The sequence below is a fragment of the Pseudomonas sp. GM84 genome (assembly GCF_000282535.1).
Taxonomy (GTDB): Bacteria; Pseudomonadota; Gammaproteobacteria; order Pseudomonadales; family Pseudomonadaceae; genus Aquipseudomonas.
This window is the reverse complement of the sequence record NZ_AKJC01000080.1, coordinates 1-15,717: the sequence shown is the minus strand read 5'-3', so window position 1 is coordinate 15,717 and position 15,717 is coordinate 1. Positions and strand designations below refer to the sequence as shown.

Sequence of the window (15,717 nt, the reverse complement as noted above, 5' to 3'; positions counted from 1 at the left end):
CCGGCTCCCACAGGTACAGCACAGGACTCACTGGCTGTGGGGAACCTGTGGGAGCCGGCTTGCCGGCGATAGGGCCGGTACAGACACTCAATTCAATGGCAGGATACCCCGGGCCCAAGGCCGGTAGCGCAAAGAAAACACCGCCTCTGCATGGCACCCGCCAGCGAGCTGCGGCTCGCCAGGCTCCGCGCGAAACGCCTGCCCCTGCGCACTCACCTGGCGAAACGCCTCGCGCACCACGCCCACCCGACATGGCAACGCCTGCTCGTAGCCTTGGCGCACTAACGGCGGCAACCGCCCTGTCCCGACACCGTCCTGCCACCACACAGTCAAGCCTAACCCGGCGAGGTCATCCAGCCATGCGGCATTCAGTCGCGGTGCCAGTTTGCCGGCGCTGAAGGCGCTGATATGCAAGGGTTTGTCCAGCTGCCGGTTGAAGGCCTGCAGCTGGGTGTGCAACGCCTCGCGGCGGCTGGCGTCACGGAAATGCAGGTCATCCAGCTCCAGCGGCAGGTACCAGCCCGCCACCGGCAACTGCCACTGCTCGCGCACCTGCCGGTACTGGCCGAGCGAGCGACCCAGTTGCGCCTTCCAGTAATTGCTCAGCCCGTCACCGTCGAGCTCATCGATGCGCTGGTAGTAGGCCGGGTCCATGTACAGTCCCAGCACCAACGCCAAGCCCTGGGCGCGAGCCTCGCGCAAGCTGTTCGCCAGCCAGCCCTGGGCACCGCCGAAATCGCTGTCGCCGTAGGCGCTCCATTGCACGATCAGGGTCTTGCCGCCTTGGGCGACCGTTGCCCGCCATAGCTGCTGCCACTGGGCAGCGGTGACGCCGGCATCGCGGTTCAGCGGTTGATAGAACAGGCGCTGGTCGGCCATGACCGGCAGGCACAGGGCAAGCAGGCAGACTGCCAGGAAGGTACGCATCAGAAGCTCATCTCCGCGCCAACCAGCACGCCATTGGCGCGCTCGTAGAGGTTGCCCCCCAGCGACTGCTGGTACTCGGCGCGCACTTTCAGCGAGCCGCGATAGGCGTTGTAGCGGTCGTCGTCGAACCACCATTGCCAGCGCACGCCGACCCCGGCGCGGGCATCCTGGCGCCAGTCGTTGCTCGGGTCCTGGCTGGAGAATTCAAGGAAGCCGTAGGGCATGAGGGTTTGTGGCGAGGTGCCGGGCAGCTTCCAGGCGTGTCCCTGCTGGTACCGCGACAGCCAGGCGTGGTCGCCGGCGCGGGTCCACCAGGCGGCGTCGAGGTAGAGGAAGCGTTCGTTCCAGTCGTCTTCGTCGACCCGCCAGTCGTTGCGCCAGTCGCCCTGGTCGAGGAACGAGGCGGTGGCGCGCAGCAGCAGGTCGTTGCTCGATTCGGCGTTGTGACGCAGGTCGCCCCAGTTGCCGCCGACCTTGGCCGGGCTGAGCAGCTCGCCCAGGCTCAGGCCACTGTAGTGCTCATCATCGATTTGCCGTTGGTGGTACAGCTCGGCATACAGGTTGAGGTTGGCCTGGCCGAGCGGCTTGTACCGCAGGCCGACACCGGTGCCCATGCTCTGGGCATAGTCGGTGCGGCTCTGGCCACCGAACAGCACCCGGCCGTAGACCGACAATGTGCTGCCGTTGCGGCTGGGCTCCTCGCCCAGGGCGTGGTCCCACATGGCCAGTTGCACGTTCTGCGACTGGGCCCGCCGGGAACTGCCGCTGCGCTGGCCGTTGTCGAGGAAATTGTCGTTGGTCGAGGTGCCGGCGGGCGACCAGGTGCTGGCCAGGGTGATGGTGTCGCGCCGCGACAGGCTCTCGTGGGCGCGGCGCTGACGGTATTTGCGTGCTTCCAGGCTGCCGTACTCGTCGTCGCCGTCGACCAGGTTTTCTTCCACGTCGAGGATCCGGCGCAGTTCCCGGCGCGCCGAGGCGCTGTCTTCGGCTTCGTCGTAGCGCAGCGCCAGGGTTTCGCCCAGGCGGTAGTCTTCGGGGAAGTCGCGGGTGGCCCGTTCCAGGTAAGGGATCGACTGGCGGCGTTGGGCTTTGTCGGCCGAGCCGGCCAGGCGCATCCCATAATCGGCGCGGTAGCGGGGCTGGTCGGGGGCCAGGCGCACGGCTTCGGCGAGCCAGGCCGTGCTCTGCGCACTGTCGCCAGCCCATTGCGCGGTACTGGCAGCGGCATAGTAGTGATCGGCGCGCGGGTTGTGCGCCAGGGCCTGGCGCTGGAATTCCAGGGCTGCCTGGGGATCGTCCTGGCGCTGGGCGATGGCGGCGCCTAAGGCCCAGTCATCGGCACTGTGGTGCTGCGCGGCATCCCAGTAGCGGCGGGCGGCCTGGGCATCACCGTTGTTCAGGGCGCCGCTGGCGGCGGTCAGCCGGGCATTGTCGGTCCAGGCACTGTCCGGCAGGCTGCGCCAGATCGGCGCCGCCGACTGCGAGTCGCCGGCGGCTTCCAGGGCATAGGCCAGCGGCAGGCGGTCGCCAGGGCCGCCTAGACGTTCGGCGGCCTGGTAGTAGACCACCGCTTCCCCGGGCTGGTCGGGCATGGCGCAGCGGCCCAGGGCACGCAACTGGCCGGCTTCGGTCGGCGTGGCCGGGATGGCCTGGCGCACCGCGTCGCACTGTCCGTTTTCGGCCAGACGGCCGAGCAGCTGCGCGCGGGTAGCGGCATCGACCCTGGGCACCAGGCTGAGCATGCGACGGCTGTCCAGCGGGCCGTCGTTGCGCGCATAGAGATTGCCTAGGCGTTGCAGCAGCGACGGCGTCAGCCGGCCTTGGCGGCGGTCGTAGGCTTGTTCCAGCAGTGACCGGGCACGCTCGCTGTGGCCCTGCTGCAGCAACAGGAAGGTGGCTTGCTCCAGCGCCGCCAGGTCACCGCTCTGGCGATAACGCTGCTCCCATTCGGCGGCCGTGCGCGGTTGCGGCGGTTGCACCGGTTCGCCGTACAGGCGCTGCTTGAGCACGGCGTAGGCGCGCGCGTCCGCCGTGGCGGAGCAGCCTTTGAACTGTTCGCGGGCAAGGTCCGGGTCATGCCGGGACAGCCAGTCCACGGTGTCCAGGCAGGGGCGCTGCAGCTCGTTGCTCAGGCGCATGACCAACGCCGCGTCGTTGCCTTCACGGGCCAGCTCCCACAATTGCTGGCGCTGCTGCGGTCGTTGCAGTTGCTCGCTCGGCAGGGCTTGCAGCCAGCGTTGCGCCTGTTGGTTGTGGCCCACGGCGATGGCGCGGTTGGCCATGGCCAGGCGCGCCTTGTTGCCCGCCTCGGCGGAGGGCGCGCTTTCCAGCAGTTTGCTCAGCCCCCGCTCGTCGACCTGCTGGATATAGGCATTGGCCAGGCGCTGCCAGTCCTGTGCGGGCAACTGGCCCTTGTCGGCCAGCGGTTGCAGCTGTTCGACGGTTTCATTCCAGTCGCGCAGTTGCTCGGCGAAATTGGCCCGTGCCAGGCGCAGTACCTGGCCATCGTTGCGCGGGGGCAGCTGGTTGAGCCACTCCAGGGCTTTGCCGGCGCCGCCGAACTTGGCCAGGCTCAGGCTGTAGGCCTGCCACAGGCGCACGCGCTGGTTGCCTTCGGCGGTGGCCAACCAGCTTTCCACCTGGCTGGCCGCTGGCGGGTCCTGTTCGATCCAGGTCAGGCGCAGCTCCAGCAGGGCGTCGGCATGCTCGGCGCTGGCGTCCATCTGCTCGGCCGCCGCTTCGGCTTCCTTGTAGCGGCGCTGATGGGCCAGGGCCTCGACCAGCAGGGCGCGGGCCTCGTCATTGTTCGGAACGCGGCCGAGCACATGGCGGGTCAGGCGTTCGACCTCGGTCCAGTTGTCCTTCTTCGCTTCGCGGTAGCTGCGCTCCATGAACGGGTAGCTGGTGAAGCGTTGGAACTCGGTCATGGGCGCGGCCAGGGCGGGCAGCGCGGTGGAACACAGCAACAGGCCAGTGAAGGTCAGGGTAAAGCGCGGCTTCATGCCACCTCCCGGATCAGGTCATAGGCGGCCCGCTGTTCGCTGGCCTGTTCGTCGAGGGCCTGCTGCAGCACGTGCTCGGTGATGATGCCGCGGGCGATCAGGTGCTCGCCGAGGGTCTGCCGCTCGGGGTCGAAATCGATCAGCGCCTGGTTGAAGAGGGTCACCGGGACCATGCCGCGTACCTGCAGCAAGGTGCCGAGCATGGTCTGGTGGCTGCTGACCTTCTCGATCAGCTCGGCGTTGTCCTGGTGCTGCTCCAGCACCTTGAGCATGTGCCGGGTTTCTTCTTTCTGCCACGGGCTGGGGTAGTGGTAGCGCAGGCCCAGGGTCACCCGGCCCTGGGGCGCCAGGCGGCAGCTGACCGGGCGCTTGAGCTGGCGGCTGATCACGCCCAGCGAAACCTGGCTGACCGGGCTCTCGCTGGCCAGCACCAGGGTGTCGCCGTCTTCGTCCACGGGCAGCACGCCATAGTGGGTGGCCAGTCGGCGGGGCAGGGCGGCGATCAGCCGTGCATCGAGCTTGAACGGGTTGAGCGGCGCCCAGGGCAGGTCGAGTTGCTCGGCGAGCGTCTGCACCAGCTGCTCGCTGGTCAGCCAGCCGCGCAGCAACAGTTCGCGGCCCAGGCGCCGGCGCACCGGGCTGGTGATGGCCTGCTCCAGCTGTTGTTCGCTGATGTAACCCTTCTCCACCAGGCGGTGGCCCAGTGGGGTGCGCGCGGGCGTGGCGAGGGCGGGGAACTCGTGGGTGGTCTTGTCCCAGGCCACCCGGCGCGAATCGCCCATCTCCATGACCTGGCGCAAGGCGCGCAGGTTGGCGAAGAAGTTGACGAAGTTGCTCCACATCATCCGCGGCGCCGACAGCAGGCCCTCGCCAATGCCGTAGTAGCGGGTGACGAACCAGCCGCGCTGGAACAGGCGGTTGATCAGCATCAGGCCGTTGAGCCAGAGCAGGGTGGTGAGCAGCCGGCTGTCGCCGAGAATCGACATGAACTGCCACGACTGCGGCGCGATCACGGTCACCAGCCACATGGCCAGCAGCACCAGCAGCAACAGGTTGACCAGGAAACTCAGCAGGTAGGCGAACAGCCCGCGGCGGTCGCGCCAGAGGAAGTAGTTGAGCGCGCCGGTGCGGCTCCAGCCGAGGTTGCTGGTGCCCTGGAAGACGATGCCGACGATCCACCGCGACTTCTGCCGGATGGCATGCTGCCAGTCCCGCGGGAAGTGCTCGCGCACGCAGATCACCTGGGAAAATTCGCGGCTCATGCCTGGGCGCCACGCCTGCTTGAGGGTCAGCGCCGGGTCGGTGATGGAGTAGCGGGCGAAGATGCACTTCATGCCTTTCTGCTTCAGGCGAAAGCCGATGTCGTAGTCTTCGGTAAGGCTTTGCACGTCGAAGGCGATACCGTCGCCGTCTTCGAGCAGCGCGCTGATGGCGCGACGGCTGAAACAGGTGCCGACCCCGGCGCTGGGCACCTGGCCGGTCAGTGCCTCGCGCACGATGACGTCCTTGCCGTGGTTTTCCGCGAACTCGTCCACGTAGTGCCCGGCGGTGAAACCTTTCCATTCCGGTGCATAGGGGTACACCGGGATCTGGATCATGTCCTTGTTGGGCAGCAGGTAGTTGAACAGCCGCAATTCCATGGGCGAGATCACGTCTTCGGCGTCATGCAGGATGAAACCGGCGAACTCGATGCGCGCATCGTCCTGAAAGCGCAAGATGGCGTCGATGATGTTGTTCAGGCAGTCGGCCTTGCTGGTCGGGCCGGGGCGGGCGCAGACCACCTTGTGCACGTTGGGGTAGTGCAGGCACACGGCGTCGACATCGGCCTGGGTCTGCGGGTCGTTGGGGTAGGTGCCGACGAAGATCTGGTAGTTCTCGTAGTCCAGGGTCGACGCCGCCAGGCGCGCCATCTCGCCGACCACGCCCACCTCGTTCCAGGCCGGCACCATGATCGCCAGGGGTTTTTCGGGCACTTCGTACAGGCGTTTTTCGTCTGCCTTCTCGTACTTGTCATAGATGCGAAAGCGCCGGATCAGCTTGCGACCCCAGTAGCACAGGTCGATGAACAGGTCATCGAGGCCCAGCAGGAACATCAGCGTGGCGAGGATGATCGCCAGGATCTTGAGGCCGAACAGCACATAGGTCAGGAAGTCGATAAACGCCAGGCTCATGCGTCGTCCCGTTGATTGGCAGATTCCTCGAACCAGCGGCACAGGCGCTCGGCAATGATTTCGCTGGCGTGGCCGTCACCGAACGGCGTGAACACCCGCGCCATCTGTCGGTAGGCCGCGTCGTCGTCGAGCAAGTGGCTGGTTTCCTTGACGATGCGCTCGGTCAGGGTGCCGACCAGTTTCACCGTGCCACCTTCCAGCACCGAGGGCCGCTCGGTGACCTTGCGCAGCACCAGTACCGGCTTGCCCAAGGCCGGGGCCTCTTCCTGGATGCCGCCGGAGTCGGTGAGGATGATGTGCGCGCGGTTCATCAGCCAGACGAAATGCTGGTAGTCCTGCGGCGCCACCAGGAGGATGTTGTCGCGCCCGGAAAGCAGCCCGTAGACCGCTTTTTGCACATGAGGATTGAGGTGCACGGGGTAGACGAACTGTACGTCGGGGTGGCGCAGGGCCAGTTCGGCCAGGGCCAGGCAGATGCGCTCGAAGCCTGCGCCGAAGTTTTCCCGGCGATGGCCGGTGATCAGCACCATGCGCTGGTCGTCGCGCAGGGCGTGCAGCGGCGAGTCGGCGGCCGGGTGCCAGCTGCTGGCGGTGAGGTATTCGCGCATCCACAGCAGGGCGTCGATCACGGTATTGCCGGTGACTTCGATGTGTTCCAACGGCACGCCTTCGCGCAGCAGGTTGTCGCGGCTCTTGGTGGTGGGGGCGAAGTGCAGGTCGGCAACCACCCCGGTCAGGCGCCGGTTGGCTTCCTCGGGCCAGGGCTGTTGCAGGTTGCCGGTGCGCAGGCCGGCTTCGACATGGCCGATGGGGATATGCCGGTGGAAGGCGGCGAGGGCTGCGATGAAGCTGGTGGTGGTGTCGCCGTGGACCAGCACGATATCCGGTTTGACCTGTTCGTAGGCCTTGTCGATCTTGTCCAGCAGGTCGCGCGCCAGGCCGTTGAGGGTCTGGTTCTGGGTCATCACCTTGAGGTCCTGGTCGACGCTCAGGCCGAATGCCGTGAGCACCTGCCCGAGCATTTCGCGGTGCTGGCCCGTTGAGCAGATATGCAGGTCGAGGTCCGGCCATTCGCGCAGGACCCTGGCCAGAGGCGCCATCTTGATCGCCTCTGGGCGGGTCCCGAATACCATCATGACTGTGTTAGCCATCGTCGTGTTCCTCGTGAGATTCCCCGGACGAAGCTGTACGACTTATCGCCGCATGCAATGGATAGATACAAGCAGTCAGGGGCAGGGTTGTCCAATGCGCACCCTTGTCTGAATGGTCAGCTAAATATGTAGTTCAGACTTTTCCTCGCAGGACGCATCTAGTAATTTGGTAAGCCTTTTCGATACGGAGCTGCACATGCAAGGCAAGGCACGCAAGATCGTCCAGGCCATTCTCTACGAGGTCATTGCCGTGGCCTGCGTGGCGCCGGCGCTGGAGCTGGCGTTCGGGGCCGGCATGGCCCAGTCGACCCTGCTGTCGATTCTGATGTCGGGCATCGCGATGAGCTGGAACATGGGCTTCAACTGGGTGTTCGAGCGCTGGGAAGCCCGTCAGCAAAAACGCGAGCGCACCTTCATGCGCCGACTGCTGCATGCCCTGGGCTTCGAAGGGGGGCTGGTGGTGATCCTGCTGCCGCTGGTGGCGTACTGGCTGGATGTCAGCCTGTGGGCGGCGTTCCTCACCAACCTGGCGCTGTTCGTGTTCTTCTTCGTCTATGCCTTCGTCTTCCAGTGGGGCTTCGACAAGGTGTTCGACGTGCCGCTTTCGGCTCAGCAAGCCAAGTGTTGACTTGCTGGCATCCGGCAGGATAAGTTCCCACCCCATGAATACTTTCCCACACGTGAACGCCATTATTATTACCGCCATTATCAGTTTGGCGGGCTAGCGCGCACGTGCACCGAACCCGCCCTGGAGGCGGGTTTGTTCTCTCTGACTCCTGGGCAACGTGAATACAGCCAAGGAGTTGCCTCGATGTCCAATCTCAACGTCAGCCCACGTACACCACTCACCCCGCAGCAGCTGCTGTCGGAGCAGGTACGGCGCATCCTGTCTGCGCCGGTGTACGACCTGGCCATCGAGACCCCGCTGCAACGGGCACCGGCGTTGTCCGCCAGCCTGGGCAACCAGGTGCTGCTCAAGCGCGAAGACCTGCAACCCACCTTCTCGTTCAAGATCCGCGGTGCCTACACCCGCCTGTCGCGGCTGAGCACGGCCCAGCGTGAGCGCGGCGTGATCACCGCTTCGGCGGGCAACCATGCCCAGGGCGTGGCCATGGCGGCCGCGCGGCTGGGCATCAAGGCAACCATCGTGATGCCGACCACCACCCCTTCGCTCAAGGTCGAGGGCGTGCGCTCGCGGGGTGGCCGGGTGGTGTTGCACGGTGAAAGCTTCCCCCATGCCCTGGCCCATGCCTTGACCCTGGCCGACAGCGAGGGCGCGACCTTCGTGCCGCCCTACGATGACCCGGATGTCATCTCCGGGCAGGGCACCGTGGGCATGGAGATCCTGCGCCAGCAGCCGGGTGCGCTGGACGCGATCTTCGTGCCGGTGGGCGGCGGCGGGCTGGTGGCCGGTATCGCCGCGTATGTGAAGTACCTGCGCCCGCAGGTCAAGGTGATCGGTGTCGAGCCGCAAGACTCCAATTGCCTGCAGGCCGCGCTGGCCGCTGGCGAGCGGGTGATATTGCCGCAGGTCGGCACCTTTGCCGACGGCGTGGCGGTGGCTCAGGTCGGTGCTCACTGCTTCGAGCTGTGCCGGCATTTCGTCGATGAAGTGATCACGGTCAGCAGTGACGAGCTGTGCGCGGCGATCAAGGACATCTACGACGATACCCGCTCGATCACCGAGCCGTCCGGTGCCCTGGCCGTGGCCGGGATCAAGAAGTACGTGGCCCGCGAAGGCGTGCAGGGCCAGACCCTGGTGGCCATCGACTCGGGTGCCAACGTCAATTTCGACCGCTTGCGCCATGTGGCCGAGCGTGCCGAGCTGGGCGAGCAGCGCGAAGCGATCATCGCCGTGACCATCCCCGAGCAGCCGGGCAGTTTCCGCGCGTTCTGCCAGGCGCTGGGCAGGCGGCAGATCACCGAGTTCAACTACCGCTATTACCCGGGCAAGGAGGCGCGGCTGTTCGTCGGCGTGCAGACGCACCCATTGCATGACCCTCGCGAGCAGCTGCTGGCCAGCCTAAGTGAGCAGGGCTACAGCGTGCTCGACCTGACCGACAACGAACTGGCCAAGTTGCATGTGCGCCATACCGTGGGCGGGCATGCGGCGCCGGGGGCGCAAGAGCGGGTGCTGCGTTTCGAGTTTCCGGAGCGACCGGGGGCGTTGCTGGGGTTCCTTGAGCGGTTGGGCAAGCGCTGGAACATCAGCCTGTTCCATTACCGCAACCACGGTGCGGCGCAGGCGCAGGTGTTCGCGGCGCTGGAGGTGCCGGTGGAGGAACAGGCGGGGTTGGCGCAGGCGCTGGATGAGATGGGGTATCGGTATTGGGATGAGACCGAGAATCCGGCTTATCGGTTGTTTCTTGGCTGAGATGCTTCAGTGTCAGAACTGGCCCTATCGCCGGCAAGCCGGCTCCCACAGGTAAAACACGGTCTTCGAGGCTTGCGCCGTACCTGCGGGAGCCGGAGCATGGCACCGGCTTTGCCGGTGTTCGCGGGACAAGCCCGCTCCCACAGGTACACCACACACTTCGAGTGTTGTATTGAACCTGTGGGAGCGGGCTTGCCCCGCGAAGGGGGCGGCGCGGTCTCTAGCGCTCGCGCATGAAGAACCCCGCCACATACTTGCGGAAGGTCTCCAGGCTCTTGAAGTCGGCAAAGCGCTTGAAATTCTCGGCATCCGGCTCCGGCCCGAGGGGTTGTTCGAGCAACGACACCGACAGCACCCGGTCCTGGTCCGACGTCAGCACCAGTTCATCCATCACCTGGCCACCGATCACCGGCCGGCGCATCTGCACCTTCACACCCTTGCTGGCCATCCAGTCGATCAACGAGACCAACGCCTTGAGCGGCTCTCGCTCTTCATCGCGGTACACCGGGAACAGGTGCGCGCGTGACAGCACCGGTACGCTGGCCACATGGATCAACTCATAGAAATGGCTACCGGCCGTGGCAGGGGAGTACAACGCCAGGGCCAGCAGCGGCCCGGACGTTCGGCTGCCACCCCAGTACAGATGGTGCCCCTGGAAGTCGAAGCCGTCCTCGCTGCGATTGTTGAACAGCTTGCGTCCGCGGATCTGCTCGACGCAGTCGAGCATCAGCCCATGACGGCGGTGGTTGCCGAACACCGTGGCTTCGCGCAGGCGCGCCTTGAGCATCATCATGTGCTTCATGTCCAGCCGGGTTTCCAGATAGTTGCTGGCGGGCACCCGTTCGAGCAGGGGGTAGCGGCTGGCGACGCTGCGCAGTTCGGCGAACTGGGCGGTAAGGTCTTTCTTCAGGTGCGTGGCATACAGGTTCAGGCCACTGGTTTCCAGCCAGGTCAGCAACAGCGACAGCAAGCGTTGCTGTTCGCGGCGCTCGCTGCCTTCGCCGCTGCCTGCAGGGTTGTCGCTGGCCTTGGCAAAGTCGCCGATCAGCCGCAAGGGCGTATCGGGTGCCAGCCAGGCGGCGGGCGTCGTGGGCTGCGCCTCGCGCTCCGCCTCCTCGCGTTCGTCCTTGGTGAACGGGCAACCGGGCGCGTGCTCGGCGGTACCGGGGTTGTTCTTGAGAAACAGCGTGCCGGTGTTGCCGTTGAGGGTGACATTGAGCACCGGCAGTGCGTCCTTGCGGCAGTCGCAGGCCAGCCACTGGTTGGCGCTACGCACCTTCATCAGCAACTGGTTGGCCTGCAACAGGCGGGGGCCGGCGAGGTTGCCGCTGGCGAAACCCGCCAGCAGTTCCTCTTCGGCCGGTGTCAGGCTGCGCACCTGCGCGGCGGTTTTGTCGATGATTCGCATGAGGCAGCTCCCAGCTACGAGCCCCCAAGCTTCAGGCAAAGTCGCGCCGCTTTCAACCTGACGCTCAACTGCCGCCGAACATCTTGGCGGCGCGGGCGCGGATTTCTTCGGGGCTGAGGTCTTCCTTGTGGGTGGAGACGAACCACAGGTTGCCGAACGGGTCCTTGAGCGTGCCGCTGCGGTCACCGTAGAACTGGTCCTTCACTTCGTGCAGTTGGGTGGCGCCGGCGGCAAGGGCCTGGGCATAGACCTTGTCGCAGTCCTCGACGTACAGGTGCAGGCCAACGGCAGCGCCGTCGAGCTTCTGGCTGGCGGTGAGGCCGCCTTCCATGTTGTCGCAGGGGTCGGCCAGCATCAGCGACGAATCGCCGATCTTGAGTTCGGCATGGCCGACGCGACCGTCCGGGCCTTCGAGGCGGAACATCTCCACTGCGCCAAAGGCTTTCTTGTAGAACTCGATGGCCTTGGCGGCGTCCTTGATGGCCAGGTAAGGGGTGATGCTGTGCTGACCTTCGGGAATGGGTTTGGCTGCCATGTTCAGTGCTCCTTTTGACCGGGTTGCAAGGGGGCGCGTTATGCGCCCCTGTTGCATAGAGTCGTTTGCACGGGTGAAAGATCGACAGCGCTGCTAGACCGATTGTCTATAAACCGCGCAGGTTCAGAAGATGTAATCGGTGGTGAGGAAGCTCGACTGCCGGTTGCGGATGATCTCGCTGATCAGCGTCTTGTTGGCCTCCTGGAAGCGGGTCGCCACCAAGGTGCGGATCGAGAACACGCGCAAGGCGTCGTGCACCGACAACGTGCCTTCGGCGCTGTTCTTGCGGCCGTTGAATGGGTAGGTGTCCGGGCCGCGTTGGCACTGGGCATTGAGGTTGATGCGGCCAACCTGGTTGGCGAAGATGTCGACCAGGCTGCCGATGGTCTGCGGGTCGTTGCCGAACAGGCTCAGCTGCTGGCCGTAGTCGGAATCGAGCACGTAGTCGATCACGCTCTGCAGGTCGCGGTAGGGCACCACCGGCACCACCGGGCCGAACTGCTCTTCGTGGTACACGCGCATGTCGCGATTCACCGGGTACAGCAGCGCCGGGTAGAAGAACGAACCACGGCTTTGCCCGCCGCCTTCATTGAGCACCCGCGCACCCTTGGCCGTGGCATCGGCCACCAGGCCGTCGAGGTAATCGACCTTGCCAGGCTCCGGCAGCGGGGTCAGGGCCACGCCCGGCTCCCAGGGCATGCCCGGCTTGAGCGCGGCGAGCTTGCGCTGGAACTTGTCGAGGAAGGCCTCGACCACGTCCTCGTGGACGAACAGGATCTTCAACGCCGTGCAGCGCTGGCCATTGAACGACAGCGCGCCGGTCACGGCTTCTTCGACCGCGTTGTCCAGGTCGACCTGGGGCAACACGATGCCAGGGTTCTTGGCATCCAGGCCCAGGGCTGCACGCAGGCGGTGCGGGCGAGGGTGGAGCTTTTTCAGGTCGCTGGCGGCCTTGTGCGTGCCGATGAAGGCGAAGACGTCGACCTTGCCGCTGGCCATCAAGGCGCTCACCGTTTCCCGGCCTCGGCCATAGATGACATTGATCACGCCCGGCGGGAAGCTGTCGCGGAAGGCTTCGAGCAGCGGACGGATCAGCAGCACGCCGAACTTGGCCGGCTTGAACACCACCGTGTTGCCCATGATCAGCGCCGGGATCAACGTGGTGAAGGTTTCGTTCAAGGGATAGTTGTAGGGGCCCATGCACAGCGCCACGCCCAGCGGCGCCCGGCGGATCTGGCCGAGGGTGCCTTGCTCGAGCTCGAAACGGCTGGAGCGGCGGTCGAGGTCCTTGAGCGCGTTGATGGTGTCGACGATGTAGTCGCAGGTGCGGTCGAATTCCTTTTCCGAGTCCTTGAGGTTCTTGCCGATCTCCCACATCAGCAGCTTGACCACCGCCGTGCGTTGTTCACGCATACGCGCAAGGAAATTTTCCACATGCTGGATGCGTTCGGCCACGCGCATGTTCGGCCAGCTGCCGCGGCCCTTGTCATAGGCCTGTACGGCGGCGTCGAGCGCGGTCAGGGCGGTGTCGGCGTCGAGCAGCGGGGCGCTGCCGAGGATGACCTGGCGTTCGCCATCGGCCTGCTTGAGCCACACCGGGCTGCGCACCGTGGCCAGCGGGCCGTCCCAGCGCCTGAGTTCACCGTTGACCAGGTAATCGCGTTGCTCCAGGGGTTCGCCCAGGTGCCACGCCTCGGGGATGTCGTCTGGGCTGGGAAACAGCGAATCGAGCAGGGGATCCATGGGTGCCGCACCTCGCAAGTCTAGGTAGGTGAATCGCTTCAGCTTCGAGCATGCACCTGGCCAAAGAAAAATACCAGTCTGGCTCAACATTGCCGGACGTGCGCCGATACAGAAGCAATCGACCGCGCTCGCAGGCTTATGATCCCGTCCAATTCCCCCTCTCCAGAAGAGCAGAAGCCGACCGCCGGCACGCTGCGCCAAGCCCTTTGCCGCTGGTTGCCGGCGGGTTTCGCCGTGGCCGGCATAGGCGCATCGGCATGGCTGGGGCAGCAGGCCGTCCAGCGGCACGAGGACGGATTGCAGGCCGGCCTGTTCGTCTCGCCCGTGTTCTGGTTCGCCCTGGCCTGCACGGGCCTGACCTGCCTGTTCATCAACCAGACCCACCGCAAGCAACGCCAGCTGCAGCAGCGCAACCGCGAACTGCGCCGCTCCCAGGCGCAGCTGGAGCGGTTGGCCCACTACGACACCATCACCGGCCTGCCGAACCGGGTGCTGTTCCAGCAGCAGCTGGCCGAGGCGATCCTCAAGGGCGATGGCCTGGCCGTACTGTTGCTGGACATCGATGGTTTCAAGCAGGTCAACGACAGTCTCGGCCATGCCATGGGCGACCTGCTGTTGCAGCAAGCGACCGCGCGCTTCCTGCAGGAGCTCGATACCTCCGACCGGGTGTGCCGCCTGGGCGGCGACGAGTTCGTGTTCATGCTGCGCGGCACCCAAGGCCAGATCAGCCACCAGCTGGCCCACCTGCTGCGCTGCCTGCAGCGGCCGTTCGACCTCAATGGCAACGCCGCGCTGGTCACCGGCAGCATCGGCCTGGCCTGGTGCCCGCAGCACGGGGCCGACGTCGGCAGCCTGCTGCGTCATGCCGACACCGCCATGTATGCCGCCAAGGAAAGCGGGCGCAACGCCTGGCGCCCGTACCATGCCGACATGACCGCGCGCCTGCAGCAGCGCCTGGACCTGGAGCGCAACCTGCGCCGGGCCTTGCAGGCGAACGAGTTCGAGTTGTGGTACCAACCCAAGGTCGACCTGTTCAGTGGCTGCCTGGAGGGCGTGGAAGCGCTGCTGCGTTGGCGCGACCCGACCCATGGCCTGGTGTCGCCTGCCGATTTCATCCCGCTGGCCGAGCGCACCGGCCTGATCATTCCCTTGGGCGAGCGGGTGCTGGAGCTGGCCTGCGCGCAGATGGCCGCCTGGCGCAGCCAGGACCGGGTGCCGGGGCCGATGGCGATCAACGTGGCGGCGCTGCAGATCGAGCGCAGCGACTATGTCTCAAGCCTGGCCCAGGCCCTGGAACGCCATGACCTGCCGCCGAACCTGCTGGAGGTGGAAATTACCGAAAGCCTGCTGATGGAGAGCCAGCAACAGGCCTGTGCGGTGCTGGCCCAGTTGCAGGCCATGGGCGTGACCACGGCGGTGGACGACTTCGGCACCGGGTATTCTTCCCTGGCCTATCTGCGGGCGCTGCCGATCGACCACCTGAAGATCGACCGTGCCTTTATCAAGGACCTGCCCCACGACGACGATGCCGTGGCGGTCGCCAGGGCGATCATCGACCTGGGCCATGCGCTGGGCTTTCGCATTACCGCTGAAGGTATCGAAACGCAGGAACAGTACGACTTCCTGCGCAACGCTGGCTGCGACCAGGGGCAGGGATACTTGCTGGCACGGCCAATGCCGGCGGCGGACCTGGCGCGCTGGCTGGCAGCCCGCCGCGAGCAGGGCCGCCAGGCCGGTGCATGAGCCTTCAGATATCCAGCAACAGCGAGGCCGACGTGGCCAGCGCGCGATCCCTGAATTCGGCGTCTTCATCCATGCGCTGGAGCGCTGACCAGATCGCCTGATGGCTGGCAGCGACATCGTCGTCCTCGGCAACGTCATCGATCAGCAGGCGCAATTCACGGCGGTAGTGCAGCGGTACGCGCGACCACAGCTGCAGCTGGCTGGCGCTCGCGTCCAGTAGCAATGGCTCGTATTCGAAATCCGAAACCAGTAGATCGGTGCCGTGGAGCTGATAGTAGTCTTCGATCTGCTCGCGGATTGGCAGGCCCAGCGTATCGCTCTCCAAGCTCAGGGCATTGGCGGTCGCGGGGGGCAACACGATCCCTGCGGGCAGTCGCACGAAATGGTTGTCCGACAGATCGATGACCCTGGGGGAGGTGAAATGCTCCAACCCCCTTGGCAGGTCCATAAGGCCGCACTGAACCATGAACAACGACCTGATCGTGGTCATCCGTGTCATGTCGGGTGCATTGATCAGCCGGTTCAGTGACAAGTCGAGCACCTGCAGTGAGCTCATCTGTTCCAGTGTCGCCTGGGCCTGGGCATCCCATGTGAGGCGGTTGCCCTCCATGTCCAGCCAGGTCAATTGGTAGGCATCGGGAACCTGTGGCAGCCGCTCGAAGC

10 protein-coding genes and 1 pseudogene are annotated in these 15,717 nt (G+C 65.6%); 3 read left to right on the top strand and 8 right to left on the bottom strand.

Annotated elements, in window-relative coordinates:
- Positions 1-87: 87 nt before the first annotated feature.
- From PMI38_RS05850 to wecB, 4 genes are read right to left on the bottom strand one after another with little or no spacing between them, the layout of a single operon-like run.
- On the bottom strand, positions 88-927 hold the full coding sequence (locus PMI38_RS05850) for a DUF4434 family protein (RefSeq protein ID WP_008091687.1): 840 nt from the start codon (positions 925-927) through the stop codon (positions 88-90).
- On the bottom strand, positions 927-3,929 hold the full coding sequence (locus tag PMI38_RS05845) for a phage receptor (protein ID WP_008091684.1): 3,003 nt from the start codon (positions 3,927-3,929) through the stop codon (positions 927-929). Before PMI38_RS05845 ends, PMI38_RS05850 begins: the two co-directional genes overlap by 1 nt.
- A complete protein-coding gene (gene nfrB / locus PMI38_RS05840; RefSeq protein ID WP_008091683.1) occupies positions 3,926-6,100 on the bottom strand; it encodes a cyclic di-3',5'-guanylate-activated glycosyltransferase NfrB in 2,175 nt (724 codons plus the stop codon). The genes PMI38_RS05845 and nfrB overlap by 4 nt, the downstream gene beginning before the upstream one ends.
- Positions 6,097-7,251 carry a non-hydrolyzing UDP-N-acetylglucosamine 2-epimerase gene (gene wecB, locus PMI38_RS05835; RefSeq protein ID WP_008091680.1) on the bottom strand — a complete coding sequence of 385 codons (1,155 nt, stop codon included), beginning with the start codon at positions 7,249-7,251 and terminating at the stop codon, positions 6,097-6,099. Before wecB ends, nfrB begins: the two co-directional genes overlap by 4 nt.
- Before the next feature lie 196 nt (positions 7,252-7,447).
- Between wecB and PMI38_RS05830 the strand changes: the two genes are divergently transcribed.
- Both PMI38_RS05830 and ilvA read left to right on the top strand, forming a co-directional pair.
- On the top strand, positions 7,448-7,879 hold the full coding sequence (locus tag PMI38_RS05830; RefSeq protein WP_008091678.1) for a PACE efflux transporter: 432 nt from the start codon (positions 7,448-7,450) through the stop codon (positions 7,877-7,879).
- A 183-nt stretch (positions 7,880-8,062) separates the two neighbouring features.
- Entirely contained in the window at positions 8,063-9,625 is a 1,563-nt protein-coding gene (gene ilvA, locus PMI38_RS05825) for a threonine ammonia-lyase, biosynthetic (RefSeq protein WP_008091677.1), read from the top strand.
- A gap of 220 nt (positions 9,626-9,845) precedes the next feature.
- Here ilvA and PMI38_RS05820 read toward each other — a convergent pair whose 3' ends face one another.
- The 3 genes from PMI38_RS05820 to PMI38_RS05810 form a co-directional block, all read right to left on the bottom strand.
- Positions 9,846-11,033, bottom strand: coding sequence for a hypothetical protein (locus PMI38_RS05820; RefSeq protein ID WP_008091675.1), 1,188 nt, complete (start codon positions 11,031-11,033; stop codon positions 9,846-9,848).
- 64 nt (positions 11,034-11,097) lie between these two features.
- Entirely contained in the window at positions 11,098-11,568 is a 471-nt protein-coding gene (locus tag PMI38_RS05815; RefSeq protein WP_008091673.1) for a VOC family protein, read from the bottom strand.
- A 123-nt stretch (positions 11,569-11,691) separates the two neighbouring features.
- Complete coding sequence (locus PMI38_RS05810; protein WP_008091671.1) at positions 11,692-13,311, bottom strand: NADP-dependent glyceraldehyde-3-phosphate dehydrogenase; 1,620 nt, start codon at positions 13,309-13,311, stop codon at positions 11,692-11,694.
- 138 nt (positions 13,312-13,449) lie between these two features.
- On the opposite strand from PMI38_RS05810, the gene PMI38_RS05805 reads away from it, so the two are divergent.
- Positions 13,450-15,054, top strand: coding sequence for a putative bifunctional diguanylate cyclase/phosphodiesterase (locus PMI38_RS05805; RefSeq protein WP_008091669.1), 1,605 nt, complete (start codon positions 13,450-13,452; stop codon positions 15,052-15,054).
- Positions 15,055-15,058: 4 nt separating this feature from the next.
- Here the strand turns inward: PMI38_RS05805 and PMI38_RS05800 are convergent.
- Positions 15,059-15,717: pseudogene (locus PMI38_RS05800) on the bottom strand (dermonecrotic toxin domain-containing protein); the annotation flags it as partial.

Bases quoted from the DNA above. Each gene is read 5' to 3' on its own strand.
- PMI38_RS05805 (WP_008091669.1), top strand. From the start codon at position 13,450: ATGATCCCGTCCAATTCCCCCTCTCCAGAAGAGCAGAAGCCGACCGCC.
- PMI38_RS05845 (WP_008091684.1), bottom strand. From the start codon at position 3,929: ATGAAGCCGCGCTTTACCCTGACCTTCACTGGCCTGTTGCTGTGTTCC.
- PMI38_RS05815 (WP_008091673.1), bottom strand. From the start codon at position 11,568: ATGGCAGCCAAACCCATTCCCGAAGGTCAGCACAGCATCACCCCTTAC.
- nfrB (WP_008091683.1), bottom strand. From the start codon at position 6,100: ATGAGCCTGGCGTTTATCGACTTCCTGACCTATGTGCTGTTCGGCCTC.
- wecB (WP_008091680.1), bottom strand. From the start codon at position 7,251: ATGGCTAACACAGTCATGATGGTATTCGGGACCCGCCCAGAGGCGATC.
- PMI38_RS05830 (WP_008091678.1), top strand. From the start codon at position 7,448: ATGCAAGGCAAGGCACGCAAGATCGTCCAGGCCATTCTCTACGAGGTC.
- PMI38_RS05820 (WP_008091675.1), bottom strand. From the start codon at position 11,033: ATGCGAATCATCGACAAAACCGCCGCGCAGGTGCGCAGCCTGACACCG.
- PMI38_RS05850 (WP_008091687.1), bottom strand. From the start codon at position 927: ATGCGTACCTTCCTGGCAGTCTGCCTGCTTGCCCTGTGCCTGCCGGTC.
- PMI38_RS05810 (WP_008091671.1), bottom strand. From the start codon at position 13,311: ATGGATCCCCTGCTCGATTCGCTGTTTCCCAGCCCAGACGACATCCCC.
- ilvA (WP_008091677.1), top strand. From the start codon at position 8,063: ATGTCCAATCTCAACGTCAGCCCACGTACACCACTCACCCCGCAGCAG.